Origin of the sequence: Stenotrophomonas maltophilia (assembly GCF_900186865.1) — a bacterium.
In the GTDB taxonomy this organism is placed as follows: Bacteria; Pseudomonadota; Gammaproteobacteria; order Xanthomonadales; family Xanthomonadaceae; genus Stenotrophomonas; species Stenotrophomonas maltophilia.
Map to the genome: position 1 here is coordinate 2,520,285 of NZ_LT906480.1, position 21,358 is coordinate 2,541,642.

Sequence of the window (21,358 nt, forward strand, 5' to 3'; positions counted from 1 at the left end):
TCAGTACCTCGCCTTGGCCAGAACCCACTCGGGGATGGGCTTGAGCCCTTTGACCAGGCCCAGCGCCGCCATCGCGCGCAGCCCGTACCAGGTCAGGTCCACTTCCCACCAGCGGAAGCCCTGGCGCACGGTGCCGGGGAAAAAGTGATGGTTGTTGTGCCAGCCCTCACCGAAGGTGAGCAGCGCCAGCCACAGGTTGTTGCGGCTGTCGTCGCGGGTCTCGAAGCGGCGGCGGCCGAAACGGTGGGCCAGCGAATTGATGGTGACGGTGGCGTGGAACAGCACGATGGTGGAGATGAAGAAGCCCCACACCAGCAATTGCGGGCCCGTGGTGTGCAGGCCGGGCGCCCAGCGTTCCAGTGCTGCACCCAATGCATACAGTCCGATGGCCAGCAGCACGGGAATGGCGGTATCGAAACGGTCGAGCCAGCGCAGTTCGGGGAAGCGCGCCAGGTCAGGTACCCGCGACAGATCGGTGGCGAATGCCTCGCGGGTGAGGAACCAGCCCATGTGGCTGCGCCAGAAGCCGCCTTCGCGCGGCGAATGCGGGTCCAGCGGCTGGTCGGCATGCCGATGGTGGTGGCGATGATGGGCTGCCCACCACAGCGGACCGCGCTGCACGCTGGACGCGCCGATGACCGCGAACACGAACTGCACCGGACGCGATGCCTGGAAGGTGCGGTGCGAGAAGTAGCGGTGATAGAACGCCGTGATGGCGAACATGCGCACGGCGTAGAGCGCCGTGGCCACGACGACCGCCGTCCATGACACGCCCACCCAGATCGCCGCGATGCAGGCCAGGTGCATCAGTGCAAAGGGTACCGCGCGCACCCAGTCGATGCGTCCTGGCTGTTCGCCGGTGGTCTCTGTGGCGTTGCTGGTATCCACCCACCGCTGCAACGTACGCAGCGGGCGCCAGCGTCGACGGGGGAGGGGCGCTACAGAGGCCATGGCGGATCTCGGCGGGTGTCGTGTCTTCCTTTACGCAGCAGGGTGCGCAATGGATGCGCCACTTCGAACTGAATTTCGCTTCACCTGGGCGTCACGGCGCAACGCTCGGCCAGGGGCTGCGCCCACGCCTGTTGCCAGTCACCTGCCGGTCGCTCGGCAGCTGGCGACCGGAAGCGCACCGTCACCTGCGGATAAGTGCCGCGCGCATCGCGTAGGTTGCTGGTGCCGCGGAACTCCAGCAGACGACGGTCGGCCGTGGCGTAGACCAGGGCCAGGCGCGGCGCGATGCCGCCGTACCAGGTGTCCAGGCTGACCTCGATGGCCTGGGCGTCGATGCTCTGCCAGCGTACCGGGCCGATGCGCCGCACCTGCACCGGGAAGTAGCGCTGGCGTGCAGGCACCAGGAACGGCAGTGTGATGCGCTCGCCGCGCAGCAGCGCCGGCCAGTGCAGGCGTACTGCGGCATCAAACCCCGCATCGATCACCGCGTCCGCCGGCTGTTCAAGCCGGCGCCTGCGCAGCTCACTGGCGGCATCCTTCCATGCAATCGACACCGAGTCGCCGGCGGCGTCGACCTCGGCGGTCTGGCCGCTGCGGCGGTCCTCCAGCGAATATCCCCGTGCCTGTGGGCGGGCGCTGGCGGGCAGATGCTTGCGGGCGAAGGGTTGGCCATCCGGGCACTGGTACAGCACCCAGCGCTCGGCGCCCTCCGTTGCCTCGCGTCGCCAGTGCACTTCACGGTAGAGGAGGTCGCCCTGCGCGGAGGTGGCCACGCCCTCGCTTCGCAACCAGGGTGCCGCCAGCGCGGCTTGGGGCAGGCACAGCAGCAGCCAGGCAGTGCGCATGGGTCTTCATCCGGAAGAGGAGGGCCACGGTCATACGGCGGGGGCGGCCGGTTGGATGCGTCGTGCCGGCTGCATCCAATTGCTGCCCCTGCGCGTACAGAGGACAGACCTTCACCCGCCCGCCGCGAACCCGGATGTACCCTGACGCCGCCAGCACACTCCTCAACTTCGATAGCGCACGCACCGTGTCCAGTTCCCAGCAGCCGAGCAGCGAGCCGACGAACTGGGCCGGTGACATGGACGGCGTGGCGCTCCTGCGCGACCGCGACTGTTTCATGCGGATCTATGACTACTTCATGCCGCGGCTGTGCGTGTACCTGCGCGGCCTGGGTGCACCCGACGGCGTCGCCGAGGAACTGGCCCAGGAATGCCTGCTGCGCCTGTGGCTGCGGGCCGCCGACTACGACGCAGCCCAAGGCGCCCTCAGTACGTGGCTGTACCGGATTGCGCGAAACCTGCATATCGATCGCATCCGTCGCGAGCGCAGCTGGATGCAGGTGCAGGCAGCGGTGGAGGACGCTGCCACACTGGATGTGATCGAGCGCAGCAGTGCCGAGCAGTTCGCCGACCAGGCACGTCTGCGCCAGCGCATCAACGAACTGCCCGCGGTACAGGCGCGGCTGGTGCGGATGTCCTATTTCGAGGCCAAGAGCCACAGCGAGATCGCAGAGGCGCTGGGCATGCCGCTGGGAACGGTCAAATCGCACCTGCGCCGCGCCTTCCTGCAGCTTCAGGCCAAAGTGGGAGGTGCGCAGTGAACCCGCACCACCATCTGCACGAATCGACCCTGATGAGCTATGCCGCCGGCGCGCTGCCGGCGCCGTTGAGCATCGTCGCCGGTGCCCATCTGGAGCAGTGCCCCCATTGCCGACAGCGCCTGCGCGACGCCGAAGCGATCGGCTCGGTGCTGCTGGAGCAGACCCAGCCACCTGCAGCGGAGACGCGACGCGAACAACTGCGCGAGGCGATGCTGATGCAGCTGGCCGCGGAAGCGCCGGTGCCCATGGCTGGGGTCGCACGCCCCGTGCCGAAGGAGCGCCCTGAGGCCAATCCGGACCATCTGCCTGCATCGCTGCATCCGTACTTCGGCGCCTCGCTCAGCGACCTGCGCTGGCGCTGGATGGCGCCGGGTGTGCACTGCATCCGTGCAGAGCAGATGCCTTCGCTGATCATGCTGAAGATCGCCCCGGGCAAATGCCTGCCCATGCACAGCCATGGCCGCAGCGAACTGACCCAGATCCTGCGGGGTTCGTACAACGATGCGCTGGGGCTGTTCGCACCGGGTGACGTGGCAGATCTGGACGAAGACGTGGAACATCAACCGGTGACCGCGCCCGGTGTCCCCTGCATCTGCGTGTCAGCGCTGGATGCGCCGCTGGTGTTCAGTGGCTGGCTGGCGCGGAAGATCCAGCGTTTCGTGAAACTCTAGCGGGGATGACGATGGCCGGGACGGGCGCATTACGGATTCTGTTGACCGGTGCCGCAGGCCTGGTCGGGCAGGGTGTGGCGTTGGCCTGCCAACGCTCACCACAGGTATCCCGCCTGACAGCGCTGGTCCGCCATCCGGGAAGTCTGAGTGGCGCCGGCAGCGAACTGATCGTTCCGGACTTCCTGCGCATCCAGGACCGGTCGGATGAACTGGCCGGGTTCGATGCCTGCTTCTACTGTGCCGGGGCGCCACCGGTTGGCACGGCAGAGGCCGAGTACCGACGCGTGACCCTGGACACCACCCTGGCGGTGGCCCGTGCCTGGGCGGTTGCGAATCCCGAAGGGTGCTTTCTGTATGTATCCGGTGCCGGCGCGGACCCTCGGAGCCGGCTGATGCCGTTGAGGATCAAGGGCGAGACCGAGGTCGCATTGCAGGGCCTGCCGGTGCGCACCGTGATGCTGCGCCCGGGCGGTGTCAGGCCGGTCCCGGGCACCGGCACCCGTCATGCCCTGTTGAAGCCCCTGTACTGGGGCGGCGCGCCGTTGATGAAGCTGGCCAGCGCGATTGCGCCATCGCTGATGACCAGCAATCTGGCTCTCGGTCAGGCGATGATTGCACTGGCCGGCAGGGAGCATCCGCCGGCCACGGTGGAGTGCGCGGACATCAACCGGATCGCCGCTGGCGTAGTCGACCCGGCCTCCTGAGCTCAGTGCGGCGCGGCCTCCAGCGCAGTGCGTACCGCCAGCGCCAGGTCACTTCGCGTAAACGGCTTCGGCAGCAGGGCAACCGCGCGTCCCTGGCTGCCCGCCTGATCGTGGTCACGTGGATAGCCCGACGTGAACAGGACGGCGACTTCCGGCCAGCGTTCGCGGACTTGACGGACCAGCTCCCAGCCCAACATGCCGGGCATCACCACGTCCGAGAACAGCAGGTCCACCCTGGTGTCGGGGCGCTCCAGCAACCGTAGCGCGGAGGGGCCATCGTGGGCTTCCAGCACGCGGTAGCCGAGCAGCCGCAGCGAATCCACCGTGTAGGCGCGGACATCGTCGTTGTCCTCGGCCACCAGAATGGTTTCCTCGCGCGGCGAGTAGCCGGCCAGGCCGGTCTGCGGGGTGCGTGTTTCGCGGGGCAGGGTCAGCGGCGAGCGCGGAAACATCATGGTAATGCTCGTGCCGCCGCCTTCCACCGAATCGATCAGCACGTGGCCGCCGGACTGCTTGACGAACCCATGCACCATCGACAGTCCCAGCCCGGTGCCGCGGCCGACCTGCTTGGTGGTGAAGAACGGTTCGAACACCCGGGCCAGGGTGGCCGCGTCCATGCCATGGCCGTTGTCGCGCACCCGCAACATCACGTACTGGCCTGGTGTTGCATCCGGGAACAGGGCAGCGTAGTCGTGGTCGAGGTGGCTGTTGTCGACCTCGATCACCAACCGCCCGCCGTGCGGCATCGCATCGCGGGCATTCACCGCCAGGTTCAGTACGGAGGCCTCCAGCTGGCTGATGTCGATCTCCACGCACCAGATGTCCTCGGCGCTGCGGATCTCCAGCTGCACCAGCTCACCCAGTGCACGCTGCAGCATGTCGTGCATGTCCAGCAGGCGCTCGTGGAGGTTGGCGGCCTGGCTGTGCAGCGGCTGGCGTCGGGCAAACGCCAGCAGGCGCTGGGTCAGGCTGGCGGCACGCCCGACACCCTTCAGCGCGTTGTCCAGCGCCCGGCTGACCATCGCCCCGGCTTCGCCCGCGCGCTCATTCAGCAGCATGGCGTGCTCGACGTTGCCGGAGATGACCGTCAGGATGTTGTTGAAATCATGCGCGATGCCGCCGGTGAGCTGGCCGACCGCCTCGATCTTCTGTGATTGGCGCAGTGCATGTTCGGCCTGGAGGCGCGCCGTGGTTTCCACGGCCTCGGAGACCACGGCGGTGACCACGCCTTCGGCATCGAGCAGGGGGCGGAACGAAAAATCGAAGCTGCGCGGCCCGGTCGGGAGTTCCAGCTCCAATGAATGCAGCGAACTCCGGCCCTGCACGGCTGCAGCGACGGCCCGATCGATCAGCGCGCCGATGCCATCGGTTGTGGCGAACCAGAGCGATTCACCGAAGCGTTGGCCAACCACGTCCTTCTTGTCCGCCAGCACTGCGGCCAGTGACGCGTCATTGGCATCCACCACGCGCCCGGACAGATCCAGCAGCATCTGATGCTGGAAGCTGGATTCGAAGATCGCCTGCAGGCGCCGCTTGCTGGCGCGCAACTCGGCCGTGCGCGCCTGCACCTGCTGCTCGAGCAGCTGGTTGTCCTCGCGCAGGGCCAGCTCGGCCTGTTTCAGCTGCGAGACGTCGCTACCCAGGCAGATGTAGCCGGCCACGCTGCCGTCGGCCGCATGCTCAGGCACGCAGTCCATCTGCACGAATCGTGATTGGCCGCTGCGGTGCACCAGCTCGACCTGGAAGCTGGTGCGTTCGCCCTGCAGCACCCGTTCCAGGCTCGGCAGGGCGTGTTCGAAGGCGGAAATGCCGCTGACATCGCGCGCTGTCCGGCCCAGCAGCTCGGCCAGGCTGAATCCATGCCAGTCCAGGAACGCCTTGTTGGCGAACCGGTAGCGATGCGCGTTGTCGAGCTGGGCGATCAGCGCGGGTACGGCATCCGTCACCTGCTGCAGCTGCGCCTGGCTCTCATTCAGCGCAGCCTGCGCATGAAGCAGCTGGTTGCGCTCATGGGCTTCCTGGCGGGCGCGGCGAATCGCATCCGGCAGGCGCTGCAGGCGCTGCTTGACTACATAGTCGCGCGCGCCACGGGTCAGCGCCTGCACCGCCAGCTCTTCGGTCAGCGTGCCGGAGACGAAGATGAAAGGGGTCTGCGGAGTTCGCTCGCGTGCCAGTGCGAGGGCCGCATCGCCATCGAATCCGGGCAGTACGTGGTCGGCGAGGATCACGTCGAACGCACGGCTGTCGATGGCCTCGATGAACGCGTTGCGGGTCCACAGGCGCTCGGCCTCGAATTCCAGGCCGGCACGCTGCAGCTGTGCGGTGATCAGCTCCGCATCAAGCGCGCTGTCCTCCAGCATGAGGATGCGCAGGCGCTCGCTGCGGCGCGATCCATCACGCATTGTTGTGCTGCCCCGAGCCATTGGGCCGATGCGGTGGTGGCTGGTTGGTGATGCCCCAGAACATGCCCAGCCCCTGGATGGCGTCGAAGAATTCCTTGAAGTCGACCGGCTTGACCACGAAGGCATTCACGCCCAGTTCGTAACTGCGCACGAGATCCTGTTCTTCGCGCGAGGAGGTCAACATCACCACCGGCGTGCTGCTCAGCTGCGGGTCGCCACGCACCTGTTCCAGCACCTCCAGGCCATTGACCTTGGGCAGCTTCAGGTCCAGCAGCACCACCACCGGGCCGCCGTGCATGGCGCCGGCGAACTTGCCTTCGCAGCGCAGGTAATCCAGCGCTTCGGCGCCGTCGCGTACATGGATGACATCGTTCAACAGCTGGCAGCGCGCAAGCGCGGCCATCGTCAGCTCTGCATCCTTGGGGCTGTCCTCTACCAGGAGGATCGGCCGCAGGTCCCTCATGGGTGTTCTCCTGTGAAGCGGGGTAGGGTGAAATGGATCGTGGCGCCCTTGCCGGGCTCGCCCTCGGCCCAGGTACGGCCGCCATGGCGGCCGATGATGCGGCGGACATTGGCCAGGCCGATGCCGGTGCCTTCGAACTCTTCGACGTGGTGCAGGCGCTGGAACACGCCGAACAGCTTGTCCACGTAGCGCATGTCGAAGCCGCAGCCGTTGTCGCGCACGAAGAAGTGGTCTTCGTCGTCGTTTCGCTCGTGACCAACCTCGATCACCGCGTGTTCGCGCTCGCGGGTGAACTTGATCGCGTTGGCCAGCAGGTTCTGCCATACCAGGCGCAGCATCGTCGGATCGGCCTCGACCTCCGGCAGCGGTGCGAGCGTCCACTGCACGTCGCGGCCGGTGTAGTCCAAGGCCAGGCTCCGGCGCACATCCTCGGCCAGCGCGGTCATGTCCAGCCGCACACGCCCCAGCGTGGAGCGCCCCATCTGCGAGAAGCTGAGCAGGTCATCCACCAGTGTTCCGGCGGACTTGGCCGATTCCACGATCGTGTCCAGGAATCGGCGCTCGGTATCGTTCAGGCGCTCGCCTGCCGAGCTGCCCAGCAGTTCGGAGTAACCGACAATGTGACGGAACGGAGCGCGCAGGTCGTGGCTGACCGAATAGGAGAAGGCTTCCAGTTCCTTGTTGCTGCGGAGCAGCTGCTCGTTCAGTTCGGCCATTTCCTCGGCCTTGCGCAGCACGATATCGACGATGGCCGTGCGCATCTCGTGTGCCGCGTCGCAGTCAGCGTCGCTCCACGGCAGGCTGCGCTGCTGCACGGTCTCCTTCCAGGCCTCGAACGAGTTGCGCGGGGACAGCGCCACGCCCGGTGCTGCTTCCTTGCGGGGATCGCCACCCCATCGCACGGTGCGCACCACTTCCGGGCGGAACCACATCAGGTAACTGTCATGCAGCTGCGAAATGGACACCGCCAGCAGGCCGCTGGCGACGTCGGCCAGGTGCGCGGCAGGCGACCAGTCGGCTGCCAGGTGATCGGTGCAATAGGTTTCCTGGCCGGCCTGCTGCGTGGCCAGCCAGTTCGCCAGGGCCAGCACGTCGCTGGAGGAAGGGCACTGGCCAACTCGCAGGCAATCGCCCTTGTGCACGATCGCCGCGCCGGCCGCGCCGGTCAGCGACAGCAGGCTGGCCTCGTCCTGGCGCAGGGCCGCCATGAAGTCCTCGTCGCCGGCCATGCGACCCAGTAGCTTGACCAGTATGGAACGACGGGCAACGCGCTCTTCGATCGCACGCGCTCGCTCCTTCAACGCAATCTGCAGCGACAGGATCTGGCCCATGAACTCGCAGGCAGTGCGCACGTGGTAGGGCAGGCGGCGTGGCTGCACGGTGTGGCAGGACACCAGGCCCCACAAGCGGCCTTCATGCACCAGCGATACCGACATCGACGCGCCGGTACCCATGTTGCGCATGTAGTGCAGGTGCACCGGCGAGACGCTGCGCAGCACCGCCATGCTCAGGTCGGTGGGCGGCGCGTCGCGTTGATCCTCGGCCCGCATAAGCGGGGCCGGGGTGTAGCTGTTGTCCGCGATCAGGCGTACCCGGTTGCGGCGGTAGAGTTCGCGGGCCTGTGCTGGAATATCCGATTCGGGGAAGCGCAGGTCCAGGTAGGACGGCAACAGGCCGTTGCCATCCTCGGCCACCACGATGCCGTTCCAGCCAGCATCGAACTGGTAGACCAGGGTGCGGTCGAAGCCGGTGAGCCGGCGCATGTGCGCGGCAGCCAGCTGGCAGAGGTCTTCCACGGTGCTGGCCGACTCGATGCCGGCCATCAGCTCGCGGATGGCCGGATACAGCTCTTCCAGCGAGCCGGGCTGGCCCGGAACCGGTGCTTCCAGCTCGACCAGCAGATCGGTGGCGGAACGGTGCACCAGCAGCTGATGCCGGCCGTGGCCGTCCAGATGCACGGCACCGACATGGGCACTGCTGCCGATCACGGCCTGCTGGAACAAGCCCTGGAACGGCGCCAGCACGCCGCCGAACACCTCACTGACGTGCCGCATCAACGGTTCGCCGAGCAGCTGCAGCAGCCCGGGCTGGCTGATGGCGCGTTCGCGCACCTGCAGGGACTGCGGTTCAACGACCAGAAGCACACCATAGGGCTGGATCGCGCCGGGGGTGTGGATCGGTTCGCGCGCGCAACTGGACAAGGCAGTGTCGTGCGCGGACTCAGCAGAAGGCATCAAGGGCGGGACTCATCATTCGTGGATGGCTGGAAGGCCCAGTGGTACATCCGGTACCCATCAATGGTGAAGCAAAATCGTGCATTCGCCTACCAGTGTATGCGTGTGAAGCGTGCATCTGTCCAAGCTGAATTCTTCATGTAGGGACGAGGTCGAGCACTTGCGGTTTTCGCGAAGAATACATCTACGCTGCACATCAGCTCGACAGGTCATTGCCTAGAGTGGATCCACTTCCATGAGCGACCGCCCCGTGAACCTGCAGCCCGCACCCCTGTCCCCGTACCGCATGCTGGCTGACAGCTGCCAGTTTGAACTGCTGGATGTGGATGCGCTGCAGGACCCGGCCAGTGGCCGGCTGCTGCACCTGTATTCGCTGGTTGCCCGCTGCCTGTCCTGCGAGACGATCTTCAAGGCCGAAGAAGGGCAGGGCCTGGTCAGCCATACTGCAGCGCGGGTGGTGCGATGCCCTACCGGCTGCGGGCAGCAGGCGTTCAAGCCGGCCCTGCTGCGGACCTGGCGCCCACAGGTGGTTGCCCAGGCGTGAGCGGCGGAGATCACAGTAGCGCGGGATTGGCTCGCCATACCGCGAAGTTGAGCGCCGAGGCGAACGAGATCCAGGCCAGATAGGGAAGCAGCAGCGCCGCCGCAGTAGGGCGGATGCGCGCAAACGCGACGATCGCTGCGCAAACCAGCGCAATCAATACAAGAATGTCAACGAAGGCCGGCGCGCCCAGCTTCCAGCCGAAGAACAGCCAACTCCACAGCGCATTGACGGCAAGCTGCACCAGGTAGAGCATCAGCGGCGGTCGTGCCCCGCGCCAGCCGCGTTCGCGCCACACCAGCCACGCGGCAATCGCCATCATGGCGTAGAGCAGGGTCCACACCGGACCAAAGACACTGGCCGGTGGTGCCCACGGGGGAAGATCGAGGGTGGCGTAGAAGCTGGCTGCGGATGTGGACGCCCACGCGCCCAGGGCGGCCGCGACGAAGGTGATCGCCACCCATCCCAGCAGCCCGAAAACCTGCGAACTCCGCTTCATACTCCGCTTCATACCGTCCAGCTCCCTGATGCGCATGGTCCCGTGTACGCACAGAGGCCGCGAATGGATGCAGGTGTCGCGGGCCTTCAGTCTGAAGATCCGGCGGCAGACGATCCCTGGCTTGCTGGCAGCAGCGAAGGCCGTTGATCAAACCACTCGCGTGCCTTGGCCAGATGCCATTGGCGCTGGTCACCGTCCAGTTCGATCCCCGCACCCAGCAGTCCCCACCGAAGATAGAGATCACCGCGTTTGCGCTGTTCGAGCAGATCCAGCCGCGCGCGTACCGACAGCCGATCGTTCTCGGCCTGCAGGCCATCGATGACCAGATGGCCCGGGCGCCAGCGCAGCGTCGCCTGTGCCTGTACCTGTCCGGAATCCAGCAGGGACAAGGTCCAGCGCGGGTAGTCGGTGCGCTCTGCGAACAGCGCCAGCAACGGTCGCGCATCGCTGAGATCCAGGTCCGTGGTGGCATCCACCTGGAACGGAGACTGCGCATCGATACGGCCACGCTTGAAGGCGACGCGGCCTTTCCATGCCGTCGAACCCTGCGTGTCCGCCACCTGCACGTTGCGCAGCTCGACCGTGGTGCCGGACAGATCGAAATGACGCTGGTTGAAGTCACCGCGGCGCAGCGTTGCGTTCACGTCGATATCGCCGCCCATGTCCAACCCTGCCACCTTTGCACTGGCGTTGCGCCCCAACAGCCGGGCCGTGCCATGGCCGACGCGCCCGTCGGTATCGAGGGTCGCATCACCGCTCACGGTGCCGGTGCCACGCAGCAGCCGCACCTGCGGTGAGCCGAGGTAGCGGTTGTAGGCGGTCAGATCAGGGATGGTGGCTTCGCTGAAGCGCAGCTGCGCGCGGACGCCTTTGCGCAGTTCCTGCAGGCGGCCATCGCCGGTCAGGTCCAGGGCCAGATCCCGGCCGTCGAACAGGCGCACGTCCCTGGCATCGGTTGGCCGCGCAGTGAATCGCGGCAGCCGGACGGCCAGCTGGGCCTGGCTGGGGCTGCCGGCCTTCAACTCGCCATGGGCGCTGGCCGTGCCCACCAGGCGTACGCCGGCGACTTCGGCCACGGCCTCGGCAGCCGGGATGTCCACGGTGCTGCCTTCGATCAGTTCGCCATTGCGCAGGCGCAGATCGGCTTTCAGCGTGCCGCCGCCGTCCAGTTGCAGCCACGGCTTGCGGACGAACAGGGCAGGGATCCAGTTGAGCGAGGTGAACGTCCATTCGCCGCGCACTGTGCCGGAGCTGCGTTCCAGCAGCTGTGCGGGCTGCTGGAAGGGAAGGTCCCGGCCACTGATATGCAGATCGGCATCCACCTCGCTACCTGAACCGGGCTTTGGCGGCAGGCGCGCCTGCAGGCGCAGGTCCTTGGCCACATTGAGCTGCAGTGCCAGCATGCCGCGATCGGGGGCGCCATCGCCCAGATGGAGCGGCACCTGCCACAGCGCGTGGTCGCCGGGCTGCAGCTGGCTATCGATCAGGTGGAGCGCCAGCTGCAGGCGCCCGGGCACGGGCGCGCTGGAGATCTTCGGCGTTTTGGCATCGGTGTCCATGCGCAGGCCCTGGCTGCGGGCATCCACCTCGAGCTGGGCATGCAGCAGCTTCAACTTGGCCAGGCCGGGCGCCTGGTCCCGATAATGGCGCGGATAGCTGAAGCGCGCGGTGAGATCCATGTCGCCCAACAGCTGCACGCCGTCATAGCTGGTGTCTGCCTTGCTGAACGAGACCTCGGAATCGAACAGTTCGGATGGGCCGCCACGCAGCTGCTTCAGGAACCCCACGGTACCTTGGCCCTTGCCGATGATCAGCAGCTTGCCGAAGCGTGCGCTGCGGATGCTGTCGCTGTGGATGGCGTCGAAACGCAAGGTCCAGCCCTGGTCGCTGCGCGGCGGTGAAGGGATGGCTTCTTCGACGCGGCTGATCTCGGCGGAAACTCCGGTGGCCTGCAGCCTTGGCACCCGCACCTCGCGCTGGAACAGGGGCAGCACCGCCAATCGGGCGCTGGCGCGGTCTGCATGCAACACGTAGACGGTGTGGTTCACGTGGCCGCGCATGTGCACGTTCCAGGCGATCACGTGGCCGGGCAACAGCGTAATGGCCGGCCCAGTGGTCATTACGAACTTGTGCGGCTTGCGGTTGGTGACCTGGTCGAACAGGGGCGTGTTGAGGAAGATGTTGCCGGCCAGCAGATACAGCAGGTAGATCCCCAGCAGGACGTAGGCAGGAACGCGCCATCGACGAAGCCGGTGCGGGATGTGCGCGGAAACAGGGGGCATCTACTGCTCAAAAGGTTGGAATTTCCTCAACTATTACGGAGCGGATGGCGGTGGCGCGTGAAGCAGCTACGGGGCCGGAGCTCGATTCTGGTAGTGTCCGGCCTGGTCATGACCACAGATCTGCAGGAGACGCATGGAGATCCGGCCCGCCCGCGCAGGCGATTTCGACGTGATGTGGGACATGTTCAAGGAAGCCATTGCGACGCAGGATGCGCTGCCCTTTGCAGGCTCTTTCGCCGTCGAGACGTTTCGCGCGCATTGGTTCCAGGCCCAGGCGCCTCATGTAGCTGTGCTGGAGGGCCGGGTGGTGGGCATGTACAAGATGGGCCCGAACTTCCCTGATCTGGGGGCGCACGTGGCCAGCGCCACGTATGTGGTGGATGCGCCGGCACAAGGGCAAGGCGTGGGCCGGGCGCTGGTGGAACACAGCCTGGAGCGGGCGAGGGCGGAAGGATTCCTGGCCATGCAGTTCAATTACGTGGTCAGTACCAACGGCCCGGCGGTGGCGCTGTACCGGAAGCTGGGGTTCGACGTGGTCGGGACGTTACCGAAGGCGTTCCGGCACGGTCAGTTGGGGTTGGTCGATGTCTTCGTGATGCACAGGTTCCTGTAGTGGCGTCGCCGGGCCGGTCGCCTCAATCAGCGTTCTTTGGGAGCGTGATGACGAATGAAGTGCGACCATTCCGCCATCGTCCATGGACCGTGCCGCGGTGCGCGTGGCAGATTTCCCGCACCAGGAACAGGCCGAGGCCCAAGCTTGCGTGTTCGCCTTGTGACGCGTTGTGCGAGCCTCTGCGCAAGGGATCGAACAGACTGTTGAACGCTTCGTCCGATAGTTCGGCCCCGGTGTTGCTCACCGTGATCATGATCTGGTCGACGAGGCCTTCAAGGCTGATCCGCACATCGGTGCCGTGTTCGCCGTACTTTGCAGCGTTGGTCGTGAGGTTGTGAACCGCCTCGCGCAACGAAGAGGCATCGAAGCAACCGCGGGCATCGCCTTCAGCCTCATACTTGATGGGGACGTGGGGCGGGGCAGCGCGAAGCAATTCGACTTCCTCGCCAAGCGATTGGGCAAGATCGCAGTCCACCGGATGAATGGCCATCCCATCGCCCAGCTTGCTGCGGCTGTAAGCCAGCAGGTCGTCGAGCAGCTTGTTCATGCGCATGCTGCCATTGATGATCCGCTCGGCCTGCCTGGACAATGCCGGATCCTGCAGCCCACTGGCCAGAGTGTCCGCCGAGAACATGACCGCTGCCAAAGGACCTCGGAGATCATGCCCGAGCGCTGCCAGGAAGATCTGCCGCCAGGATTCGACCTCGGCAGAGAACTGAGCAAGGGATTCGGCGACCGCCTGGTCGATGGCCTCATTGAAACGAAGGATGTCATCGATCGATGAAGTGATCAGCTGCTGGTCGGATGCCCATCGCCGAAGTACCGAGGCCCGGAGTGCTCGATACTCGGCCACCATCTGGTTGAGACCAAAGCCGGCGATGGCGCGGGTTCGGCCATGATAGGACGCGGCGGACTCGGGGCCGGGTTTCAACGGTGCAAGCCCGTGGGACTTTGCGAGCTGCTGGGAGGCTGTCTGCGGCGATCTGAGATCGTCTACAACTGCCTGAAGAATCTGGGGAAGATGATTCCGAAGTTGCTTTGCGCTGAACTCGACAGTATCGGGTGCCTGCGTCTCGGCGAATGCCACCGCGTCTTCCAGGATTTCCCGCGCATTCCGTTCGATAAAATCAGCCAGGCGCATCGCCAAACCCGTCCTTAAGTGGTGCGTCGAGCCTACACCGGCGGGCCTGCATGCTGGGTGAGAAGTTGGCGCCGTGGAGCCTGGTTCTGCGGGCGTTGGGGGGATTACTTGAAGGGGAGCAGCTTGCGGCCAGGACTGGACTGGTTGGGTTCGGCTGGGCAGACCTCTTTGTAACATAATATACAGAATGGGTCAGTAGACCCTCGCTAACCGCCTGATTTTGGGCGGTTTTTGCGTTTCCGATGCTGGGCAACGACAGCGCCACCAGCGCGACGACCGCAGCCGCCGCGCTCAGCCTGTCCAGCATGAGACGCCACAAGGCACGCTCGGTCGCAGTCTGCGCGCGTTCCGCGTGGAGCATGGCAATCCACGTGGGCCCATCGAGCTTTGCCAGCGCACACATCTGCGCAATTCGCTCATCCGGGATCGGATGGCGGCCATGTCGCCACGAACTGACCATCGCTCGCGTAAGCCCGATCTTCTGCGCCAAAACGTTGTCGGACGGGAAGTTGCAAGCGGCCTTCACTTTGTCAAGCAGATCGTTGGCGGTATCCATGGTTAGCAATCCTTGACAGGGGTGTATGGCAGGACTATACATGCCTCCGTGTTTGGCGTGGCTAAACACCCCGCCACCGGCACCCCAAGGCCGCTGGCGGGTTGCCTTGGGGCTTGGGGCAGGGGAACAGGGATGATCGATCCGCTCATTACCTTCGTGCTGCTGGCGGCTATCGTGGCCGTGTCCATTGGCTGCGCAAAGCTCGTTTCGTGGTTGCTCGACCGGCGTGATTACACCGCCTCGCAGCAGTCCCGCGAAGCCCAGGTCATCGCAATCGCAAAGGCCGAGATTGCCGCTACCAAGCGCGGCGATCTGCTGGGCGCTGCACGCCTCGCCGAACAGCAGGAGTCGCTCTGTGGCCGGTGATCGCGCGGTGCTGGTCGCGTCGGGACTCCCCTCGTCTAACAGGGGAGTCAGTGAATTCAGGAACCCCGAGGGAACCCTGACGGTCGGCATTGACTGGTTCTCCGCCTCTGTAGACATGCTCGCGGTGTTGAACGAGCTGGCATTCCGTGAGGGCGACTCATACGAAGAGATTCGGCAGTGGGTCGATTTCAGCGCCGACAACGCCCGCGTAGTCGCCCTGCAGATCTTCTGTTGGTTCTTCGCCGGGCTGGGGCTGGAACTGGACGAAGCAGCCGGGGGAGGGCGGTTCTACCTGTGGCGCATCAAGATCCTCAACGCTGAAAAGAAGTTCGTTGGAATGATCGAACTTGGCGGCGAGAACTGCCGTCGTGCTGATGGCACCTATACCGCCCGAATTGAGTTGACCGGCGATGGATGTAGGGCAGTAGCAGCAGCGCGCTGCGGCCATGCGCAGCGGTGGCTGGAGCTTCGAGCGAAGCTCGAAAGCTGCGGCGGCAGAATCACCCGTGTTGACGTGTGCGCCGATGATCTTGTGGGCAACTACCCCTTGCGTCTGGCACAGAAGTGGTACGCCCAGGGCGAGTTCGACAACCGTGGTCAGCGCCCCAAGGCACAGCTGGTTCACGACTACGACAGCGGTGACGGCAAGACCCTCTACGTGGGCGGCAAGAAGTCGGAAAAGCAGCTGCGCGTCTACGAGAAGGGCAGGGAGCAGGGCGACAAGTTGTCACCATGGGTTCGCTATGAGGCCCAGTTCCGCGCATCTAACCGCAAGGAACTGCCGCTCGACATTCTGCGCGACCCGGCCTCTTACCTGCTCGGCGCGTATCCAGTTCTGTGCTTCCTGCGCTGCGTTGCCACACGCATTGAGATCACGAAAGCCGCCGTTGAGGCGACGTGGAAGAGCGTTCGTCGCCACATCCGCCGCCAGTACGGCGCGGCACTGAATTTCATTTCCAAGAACTGCCCGGACGATCAGTCACTGCGGGCGGTAATCGATTCCTGCACTTCGCCATCGCTGCCGAAGTGGGTCACAGGTGACACAGCAGCGCACTGGCCCGAAATCGCGGCCGTACAACCAACCTCCAAGGGGTAACGAAATGATTAAGGTCACCGTACTGGATTCGCAGATCAACGAGCGTGGCGGCAGCTTCACCAACGACCGCAACGAGAACGTCGAGTTCACCACCCGCAAGCAGCGCGGCAAGCTGGAAGCGGATGGCTTTGCATATCCGTTCGACGTGCGCCTGGACAAGGGCCAGCCCGGCTATCAGGCGGGCGAATACGAGCTGGATGTTCCGGCCATGCTGCAGGTCAATAAGGGCGTTGCAACCCTGAGCAAGTTCACCGTGCTGCGCCCGCTGCAGAAGGCTGCACCGCGCCCGGCGGCGCAGGCCTAAGTCATGGCGCGGTACGTCTACGAGTGCCTGCAATTCAACGAACAGACCGGCACCTGTGAGCAGGCTGGATTCGTGCCGCGCACCGATATTCCCGCACTTTCCACTGCCGAAGTGTCGGGGCTATTGTCCATGGTCGCAGTGTGTTTCGCCGTGGCCTGGGCATACAAGCAACTAGGCAGAACCATCCGTTCTTAACTACCTAGCAAGGGGAAACAACATGTTGAGTGCATCTGAGGCCCTCGAGATTCTGGCCGGTCTCTCGGCAACCATCGGCCTGATCGGCGCGGCCAAGCTGGCACCGGCCGCAATCTCGGTCGGCTTCAAGTGGATCAAGGGCGCGATCTTCGGTTGATCGCAGTAACACCGGGGCCGGGCAATCCGGCCCCTTTCTATGGGGGATTGGTGATGCTCGGTCTATTCGTTCTCTGCGTCGGCAGTGCCGCGCTCTACATCGCATTCGGCGACTGATCGATGCGCATCGTTTTGGCACTTCTAATCGGGATGCTCTACAGCTTCACTGCGTTGGCGCAGTCAACAAGCTGCTCCCCTAGCGCTTCCGTTGTTTCAGATTCTTGTCCTGATGAGGGCGCCGCTTATAGCGCTGCATGGGCCGCGGCCCAAGAACAGGTTGGCATATCTAATCTGAAGCCAGGGCTCCGCTGGTGCGCACACGTAGAGGCTGATGGGTCAGAGAGTTACGTGGGCTATGTCAGTTACTGTACAAATCCCATTGGCCGATCATCGTCAAAATACCGTAGTTTCAAGGTCAAATGCAGCGCACGCCCTGAAGAGCTTGGTTGGGAGGGCGGAAGCACTGCTGCGTCGGTTAATGCTTGCCATAAGGGTTGCATGTACTCCAGCTCACTCGATCCGGCTGGTGTGGCCGGTTTCAGCTACACGCCCACCGGGGGTACCTGCACGGAATCTGACGCGCCTGAGCCTAAGCCCGCTGGCGACGGCGGTGGCGATGATGGTGGCGGCACTGGTGGGGAGACGGGTGGAGGTGATGGCGATGGCGGCGGGGATGGTGGCGGTGATGGCGATGGAGGCGGTGACGGTGGTGGTGACGGCGGTGGCGATGGCGATGGCGGTGGTAGCGGTGATGGCGATGGTGATGGTGATGGCGATGGCGATGGCGATGGTGAGAATCCCAGCCTTCCTGAGAATCCTACGTATCCCGGCGACGTGCCGATGCCCTACATGGATCCACCGATCCCAAGCAGCTACCTCGGCCAGTGGTCTAGCGGCCTAGGCAACGGCTCCTGCCCCTCGGCGAAAGTTGTGTCAGTGGCAGTGGGCGGCTTTGCTACCAGCATCAATTTCGAGTTCAAACCGCTCTGCGATTTCGCACTGATGATCAGGGGCCTTGTGATCGCCTGTGCAGGTATCGCAGCGGCCTACATCGTTTCGGGAGTGCGCAAATAATGCCTTGGTTAGCCGCGTTCCTCGTTCAACTCCTGGGCAACTCTCTGGCCCGCGTCCTCACTGGCGCGGGGCTTGGCCTCGCTACTGGTGCAGCGCTGCTGCCACTGGTCAAAGGCGCCCTCAATCTCATCACTCAGAAATGGTCTGGCATTGCCGCCGATCTGGCTAACGTCATGCTGATGGCCGGGGCAGGGGAGGCAATCACCCTCATCGGCTCTGCCATCGTTACGCGGGTCGTGATCGACGCAGGCAAGGTCGCCGTACAGAAGGCAGCGTCCAAATGATGTATCTGATTTCCGGGCAACCCGGCAATGGCAAAACACTGCGCGCCATGTCGATGGCGCAGGAGTTCTACGAGCAGAACCAGCAGCAGGTGAAGGACGGCAGCGCACCGCCGCGGCGCTTCTTTACCAATATCGCCGGGGCTACGGCCGAAGAGAACCCGAGCGCATTCCCATGGCTCGAAAAGCTGCCAGAACACAATGACTGGACCCAGCTTCCTGATGGTTCATTCGTGCTGTACGACGAAGCCCATTCCGATGGCAATACTCAGGGGCTGGAGCGCTATGGCAGGCTGTTCCCGTCCACCGGCAAGCCGGGTGAATCGGAAGACCCACGCATTCGCTCGATGTCCACGCACCGGCATCGCGGTTTCGATCTGGTGTTCGTCACTCAGTGGCCGAGCAAGATTCATCACCAGGTGCGCAGCCTAATTGGCTCGCATACCCACATGAATCGTACGTTTGGCATGCAGCGAGCTGGTGTCCTCACGTGGTCCCGCGTGCAGGCCGATCCCTACGATGAGCGGGTGCGCGATAAGGCTGAAGAAGAGATATGGGCCTACCCGAAGGCGCTCTATGAGCGCTATCGCAGCGCCACGCTGCATACGGCAAGCCACAAGTTCAAGGTGCCCAAGCGCGTTTGGCAGGGCCTGTCGATGACTGTGGCCCTGATATTCGGCGTGTGGCTGGTCTGGCTCTTCATCGTCAAACCCTTGCCCGAAACCAGCAAGAAGGAAGAGCAGGGGGCCGGGGCTTTGCCGGCCGTCAGTGCCCTGGCGCCCTTGGGCGCGGGCATGGCGGCGGCCCGGCCCCTCACCCGCGAAGAGTACGTGGAGAAGCACAAGCCACGGGTCGAGTTTCAGCCGTGGTCCGCCCCCGCCTTTGATGACCGCACCGTGCAATCGCAGCCCGAGCTGTACTGCATGGCCTCCGGCACCACTGAGCAAGACACCACCTGCACGTGCGTAACGGAGCAGGGCACCAAGGCAAAGATTTCGATACCGGTATGCGTGGCGATCGCACGCGATGGACCGGCCTACAACCCGTATCGAGCGCCGCGACAGGAGACCGAACCGGCGCGGGATGAACCTGCCCGAGCCATCGCTCAGTCCGGGCCAACTGGTTCCCATGAGCCTTCGCCTCACTCGCTCGTTGAGGTCGGGAAACGCCCGATGGGCACGTTCCCTGAGACGCCGCCTTACCCGGCCAGCTTCTGATTTTCGTGATGCGTCACGGGGTGCAGGATGAAGAAACCTGCACCCATCCATTTTCCACGCGCCGGAACGTCTGCCCGTTGATGCAGCGATGACCCGGCGCAAGTTCCTTGGGCTTTGCTTCTCGTTCTGCGGCCTCGCGCTTGTTGCGCACTTCGGCCATGGGGACTTCCGGATACATCTGACGCGCGAGGGCCTCACCGGCACGCTCTTGTTGTTTCATCGCTGCGTGTCCGGCAACCCCCAGGACACCGCACGTTGCCAAGAGCAATGCGCTGCCGCCCAAGAACACGCCGAGCGCCACTTTCCATACCAATCCCGTCGAACTCGCCATCTATGGCACCCCCAAGCAATCCGGCAGCCATTCTAAGGGGTGTAGGGGCAGCGCCCCTACGGAAGCGCCTCACACGCGCTGGTGAGGCCTCGGCCCCGGTACTGGCAGGACACCCGCCACAGGATCGGCGTCAGGACCAGCCATCACCCCTGAAGACCGCTTTGCGCGACGATGGGCGACCTCGGCCAGGTCAACGATACCGGCACGCCCGAACGGCCGTTTCTGGCCGCCTCGGGCAATCTCCATCATCCGACGCCATTCCTGCGCCTGTGCTGCCAGCAGAGAGAGCCAAGCCAGATCCTGCGGTTCCAGCTCACGGCCTTCGGGTGTGACCAGTCGACCGGCCTTAAACGAAAAACCGGCCCAAGGGCCGGTTAGGTTGCGATCACGCACAATCAGGCTCCATGCCACAGCAGGGCCGAGGGTCGAGGCAAGCTCCGTGCCAGTCTGGCCCAGATGCGCAGAACATAATATACATTATGCGAAATTATTAAGCTCCGCATGGTACCGGTCCGTGGGCGGTTTCGGCTTCCAAGCTGGGTGCTAGTTCACGCATGAAGGTCATGACTGCCACAACGGAAACGCCCCAGATCCCACAGCTGTCCGCCCGTACTTCCCCACAAGGACGCCCGCGATTTCCAGATCTCCCCCAAAGATGCCCTTGATTCCTGGATCCGCACCTAAGACGCCCTCGATTTCTGGCTCCACATCCAGCTCGCCCTTGAGTTCCCAACTGCGCACCTGATCGGTCAGAGCTTGTTGTTCATCGCAAACACTCTTAGTGTGCCACCTGTGGTCACTGTGTCCGAACGGTCACCCAAGCCATTCAGGCCCTTGACCCCCACGCCCAGGTGGACGTCGATCTGGGCAGTGGCGTGGTCAAGATCGAGGGCCTGCTTGCCGTAGAACAGGCGGTTGAGGCTATCCAGCGGCAAGGCTATGTGATCGCTGCGGTGCTCCCTTCTGAGGCTGGTACGCCGGCCGCCCCGGCCGTCGCATCCTCCTGCTGCGGCGGATGCCACCGCTGAGTCCGCGCGAGGGCTTGATCCTGATCAATGACAGTCGGCCCCAAGAGGGCTAGACTGGCCATCATGAGAGCTCGCACGTCCCCTGCCCTGATCTGCCCAGCGTCCGCAGGCGCTGCTTCGGGCGTGCGGGAGCTGTCATGGTGAGGCTGCTGAGGCGATGGCGGCGACCCCGTTCTCGTGCCCGACTGGCATGGCTGGGACTGTGGGCGCTGCTGCTGCAGCAACTCGCGCTGGTGGCTTACGCCTGTCCGCTGGAATCGGTGGAAGCTGGACAAGCGACCCTGATGGTCGGTTGCAAAGAGATGTCCACGCCGGATCCCGATGCTCCGGCGTTGTGCGACCAGCATTGCCAGCGCGATCACATCGCCACGGCCGATGCGAAGGCCCCTCAAGTGCCTTACCAGCCCGCGCTGGCCGCCTTCGCGCTGGTGCAGGCTCTGTTGCCACCGGTACACGCGCAGTTCTATCGGGATGTTCCGGTGTGCGTGTCCGATCCGCCTCCCCTGCAGCGCTTCTGTAGCCTGCTGATTTAAGCCCCCTCCTGGATTGACCCGTGCTCGTGCTGCATGCGTTGCAGCGCGCTCGTTGTCGTTTCCCGGAGGTCTTATGGAGATGTCTTTCTTCTTGCGTGCAAGGCGCAAGATGGCGTG

At 64.6% G+C, this 21,358-nt stretch carries 24 protein-coding genes and 1 pseudogene; 14 read left to right on the forward strand and 11 right to left on the reverse strand.

Annotated features, from left to right (window positions below):
• Both CKW06_RS12110 and CKW06_RS12115 read right to left on the reverse strand, forming a co-directional pair.
• Positions 1-951: an acyl-CoA desaturase gene (locus CKW06_RS12110; RefSeq protein ID WP_024957378.1), complete on the reverse strand. Its 951-nt coding sequence runs from the start codon at positions 949-951 to the stop codon at positions 1-3.
• A gap of 80 nt (positions 952-1,031) precedes the next feature.
• A complete protein-coding gene (locus CKW06_RS12115; protein ID WP_024957379.1) occupies positions 1,032-1,796 on the reverse strand; it encodes a hypothetical protein in 765 nt (254 codons plus the stop codon).
• 134 nt (positions 1,797-1,930) lie between these two features.
• Between CKW06_RS12115 and CKW06_RS12120 the strand changes: the two genes are divergently transcribed.
• Genes CKW06_RS12120 through CKW06_RS12130 form a run of 3 tightly spaced genes read left to right on the forward strand, consistent with a single transcriptional unit; the run spans position 1,931 to position 3,929 of the window.
• A complete protein-coding gene (locus tag CKW06_RS12120; RefSeq protein ID WP_024957380.1) occupies positions 1,931-2,554 on the forward strand; it encodes a sigma-70 family RNA polymerase sigma factor in 624 nt (207 codons plus the stop codon).
• Entirely contained in the window at positions 2,551-3,225 is a 675-nt protein-coding gene (locus CKW06_RS12125; RefSeq protein WP_005409630.1) for a ChrR family anti-sigma-E factor, read from the forward strand. Before CKW06_RS12120 ends, CKW06_RS12125 begins: the two co-directional genes overlap by 4 nt.
• Positions 3,226-3,236: 11 nt before the next feature.
• Positions 3,237-3,929 (forward strand): Rossmann-fold NAD(P)-binding domain-containing protein, encoded by a 693-nt coding sequence (locus CKW06_RS12130; protein ID WP_032963797.1) that lies wholly within the window; start codon positions 3,237-3,239, stop codon positions 3,927-3,929.
• A gap of 2 nt (positions 3,930-3,931) precedes the next feature.
• Here the strand turns inward: CKW06_RS12130 and CKW06_RS12135 are convergent, their stop codons facing one another.
• The 3 genes from CKW06_RS12135 to CKW06_RS12145 are packed head-to-tail and all read right to left on the reverse strand — an operon-like array spanning position 3,932 to position 9,028.
• A complete protein-coding gene (locus tag CKW06_RS12135; protein WP_024957382.1) occupies positions 3,932-6,331 on the reverse strand; it encodes a hybrid sensor histidine kinase/response regulator in 2,400 nt (799 codons plus the stop codon).
• Positions 6,324-6,794 carry a response regulator gene (locus CKW06_RS12140; RefSeq protein WP_005409633.1) on the reverse strand — a complete coding sequence of 157 codons (471 nt, stop codon included), beginning with the start codon at positions 6,792-6,794 and terminating at the stop codon, positions 6,324-6,326. Before CKW06_RS12140 ends, CKW06_RS12135 begins: the two co-directional genes overlap by 8 nt.
• Entirely contained in the window at positions 6,791-9,028 is a 2,238-nt protein-coding gene (locus CKW06_RS12145) for an ATP-binding protein (RefSeq protein ID WP_024957383.1), read from the reverse strand. The genes CKW06_RS12140 and CKW06_RS12145 overlap by 4 nt, the downstream gene beginning before the upstream one ends.
• A 250-nt stretch (positions 9,029-9,278) precedes the next feature.
• On the opposite strand from CKW06_RS12145, the gene CKW06_RS12150 reads away from it, so the two are divergent.
• Entirely contained in the window at positions 9,279-9,572 is a 294-nt protein-coding gene (locus CKW06_RS12150) for a hypothetical protein (protein WP_005413314.1), read from the forward strand.
• Positions 9,573-9,582: 10 nt separating this feature from the next.
• Here CKW06_RS12150 and CKW06_RS12155 read toward each other — a convergent pair whose 3' ends face one another.
• Complete coding sequence (locus tag CKW06_RS12155) at positions 9,583-10,068, reverse strand: TspO/MBR family protein (protein ID WP_024957384.1); 486 nt, start codon at positions 10,066-10,068, stop codon at positions 9,583-9,585.
• An 86-nt stretch (positions 10,069-10,154) separates the two neighbouring features.
• Entirely contained in the window at positions 10,155-12,350 is a 2,196-nt protein-coding gene (locus CKW06_RS12160) for an AsmA family protein (protein ID WP_024957385.1), read from the reverse strand.
• 133 nt (positions 12,351-12,483) lie between these two features.
• Between CKW06_RS12160 and CKW06_RS12165 the strand changes: the two genes are divergently transcribed.
• A complete protein-coding gene (locus CKW06_RS12165) occupies positions 12,484-12,963 on the forward strand; it encodes a GNAT family N-acetyltransferase (protein ID WP_024957386.1) in 480 nt (159 codons plus the stop codon).
• A gap of 22 nt (positions 12,964-12,985) precedes the next feature.
• On the opposite strand, the gene CKW06_RS12170 is transcribed toward CKW06_RS12165, so the two are convergent.
• The gene (locus CKW06_RS12170; RefSeq protein ID WP_024957387.1) at positions 12,986-14,104 is read right to left on the reverse strand and encodes a sensor histidine kinase; all 1,119 of its coding nucleotides are present in this window, start codon (positions 14,102-14,104) and stop codon (positions 12,986-12,988) included.
• A 255-nt stretch (positions 14,105-14,359) separates the two neighbouring features.
• Positions 14,360-14,660 (reverse strand): annotated as a pseudogene (locus CKW06_RS24125) (DUF3693 domain-containing protein); the annotation flags it as partial.
• A 132-nt stretch (positions 14,661-14,792) separates the two neighbouring features.
• On the opposite strand from CKW06_RS24125, the gene CKW06_RS12180 reads away from it, so the two are divergent.
• The 7 genes from CKW06_RS12180 to CKW06_RS12210 all read left to right on the forward strand — a co-directional run bounded on the left by CKW06_RS12180 (position 14,793) and on the right by CKW06_RS12210 (position 19,349).
• Positions 14,793-15,026, forward strand: coding sequence for a hypothetical protein (locus CKW06_RS12180; RefSeq protein WP_024957389.1), 234 nt, complete (start codon positions 14,793-14,795; stop codon positions 15,024-15,026).
• Positions 15,016-16,122, forward strand: coding sequence for a replication initiation factor domain-containing protein (locus CKW06_RS12185; protein ID WP_024957390.1), 1,107 nt, complete (start codon positions 15,016-15,018; stop codon positions 16,120-16,122). Before CKW06_RS12180 ends, CKW06_RS12185 begins: the two co-directional genes overlap by 11 nt.
• 4 nt (positions 16,123-16,126) lie before the next feature.
• Positions 16,127-16,426, forward strand: a complete 300-nt coding sequence (locus CKW06_RS12190; protein ID WP_005413368.1) for a hypothetical protein — start codon at positions 16,127-16,129, stop codon at positions 16,424-16,426.
• Between the two features lie 217 nt (positions 16,427-16,643).
• Entirely contained in the window at positions 16,644-16,778 is a 135-nt protein-coding gene (locus CKW06_RS24095; protein WP_255211727.1) for a major capsid protein, read from the forward strand.
• Positions 16,779-17,125: 347 nt separating this feature from the next.
• The gene (locus tag CKW06_RS23580; protein ID WP_024957392.1) at positions 17,126-17,851 is read left to right on the forward strand and encodes a virulence factor TspB C-terminal domain-related protein; all 726 of its coding nucleotides are present in this window, start codon (positions 17,126-17,128) and stop codon (positions 17,849-17,851) included.
• Positions 17,851-18,135, forward strand: a complete 285-nt coding sequence (locus tag CKW06_RS12205; protein ID WP_024957393.1) for a DUF2523 domain-containing protein — start codon at positions 17,851-17,853, stop codon at positions 18,133-18,135. The genes CKW06_RS23580 and CKW06_RS12205 overlap by 1 nt, the downstream gene beginning before the upstream one ends.
• Positions 18,132-19,349 carry a zonular occludens toxin domain-containing protein gene (locus CKW06_RS12210; RefSeq protein WP_024957394.1) on the forward strand — a complete coding sequence of 406 codons (1,218 nt, stop codon included), beginning with the start codon at positions 18,132-18,134 and terminating at the stop codon, positions 19,347-19,349. Before CKW06_RS12205 ends, CKW06_RS12210 begins: the two co-directional genes overlap by 4 nt.
• A 13-nt stretch (positions 19,350-19,362) precedes the next feature.
• Here CKW06_RS12210 and CKW06_RS23585 read toward each other — a convergent pair whose 3' ends face one another.
• Together CKW06_RS23585 and CKW06_RS12215 are read right to left on the reverse strand one after the other, a co-directional pair.
• Complete coding sequence (locus CKW06_RS23585; RefSeq protein WP_143568600.1) at positions 19,363-19,680, reverse strand: hypothetical protein; 318 nt, start codon at positions 19,678-19,680, stop codon at positions 19,363-19,365.
• A gap of 69 nt (positions 19,681-19,749) precedes the next feature.
• Positions 19,750-20,091 (reverse strand): DUF3653 domain-containing protein, encoded by a 342-nt coding sequence (locus tag CKW06_RS12215; RefSeq protein WP_321029313.1) that lies wholly within the window; start codon positions 20,089-20,091, stop codon positions 19,750-19,752.
• Between the two features lie 413 nt (positions 20,092-20,504).
• Between CKW06_RS12215 and CKW06_RS12220 the strand changes: the two genes are divergently transcribed.
• Positions 20,505-20,708 carry a hypothetical protein gene (locus CKW06_RS12220; RefSeq protein WP_076738464.1) on the forward strand — a complete coding sequence of 68 codons (204 nt, stop codon included), beginning with the start codon at positions 20,505-20,507 and terminating at the stop codon, positions 20,706-20,708.
• Positions 20,709-20,845: 137 nt separating this feature from the next.
• Positions 20,846-21,241, forward strand: a complete 396-nt coding sequence (locus CKW06_RS12225; protein WP_024957397.1) for a hypothetical protein — start codon at positions 20,846-20,848, stop codon at positions 21,239-21,241.
• Positions 21,242-21,358: the final 117 nt, after the last annotated feature.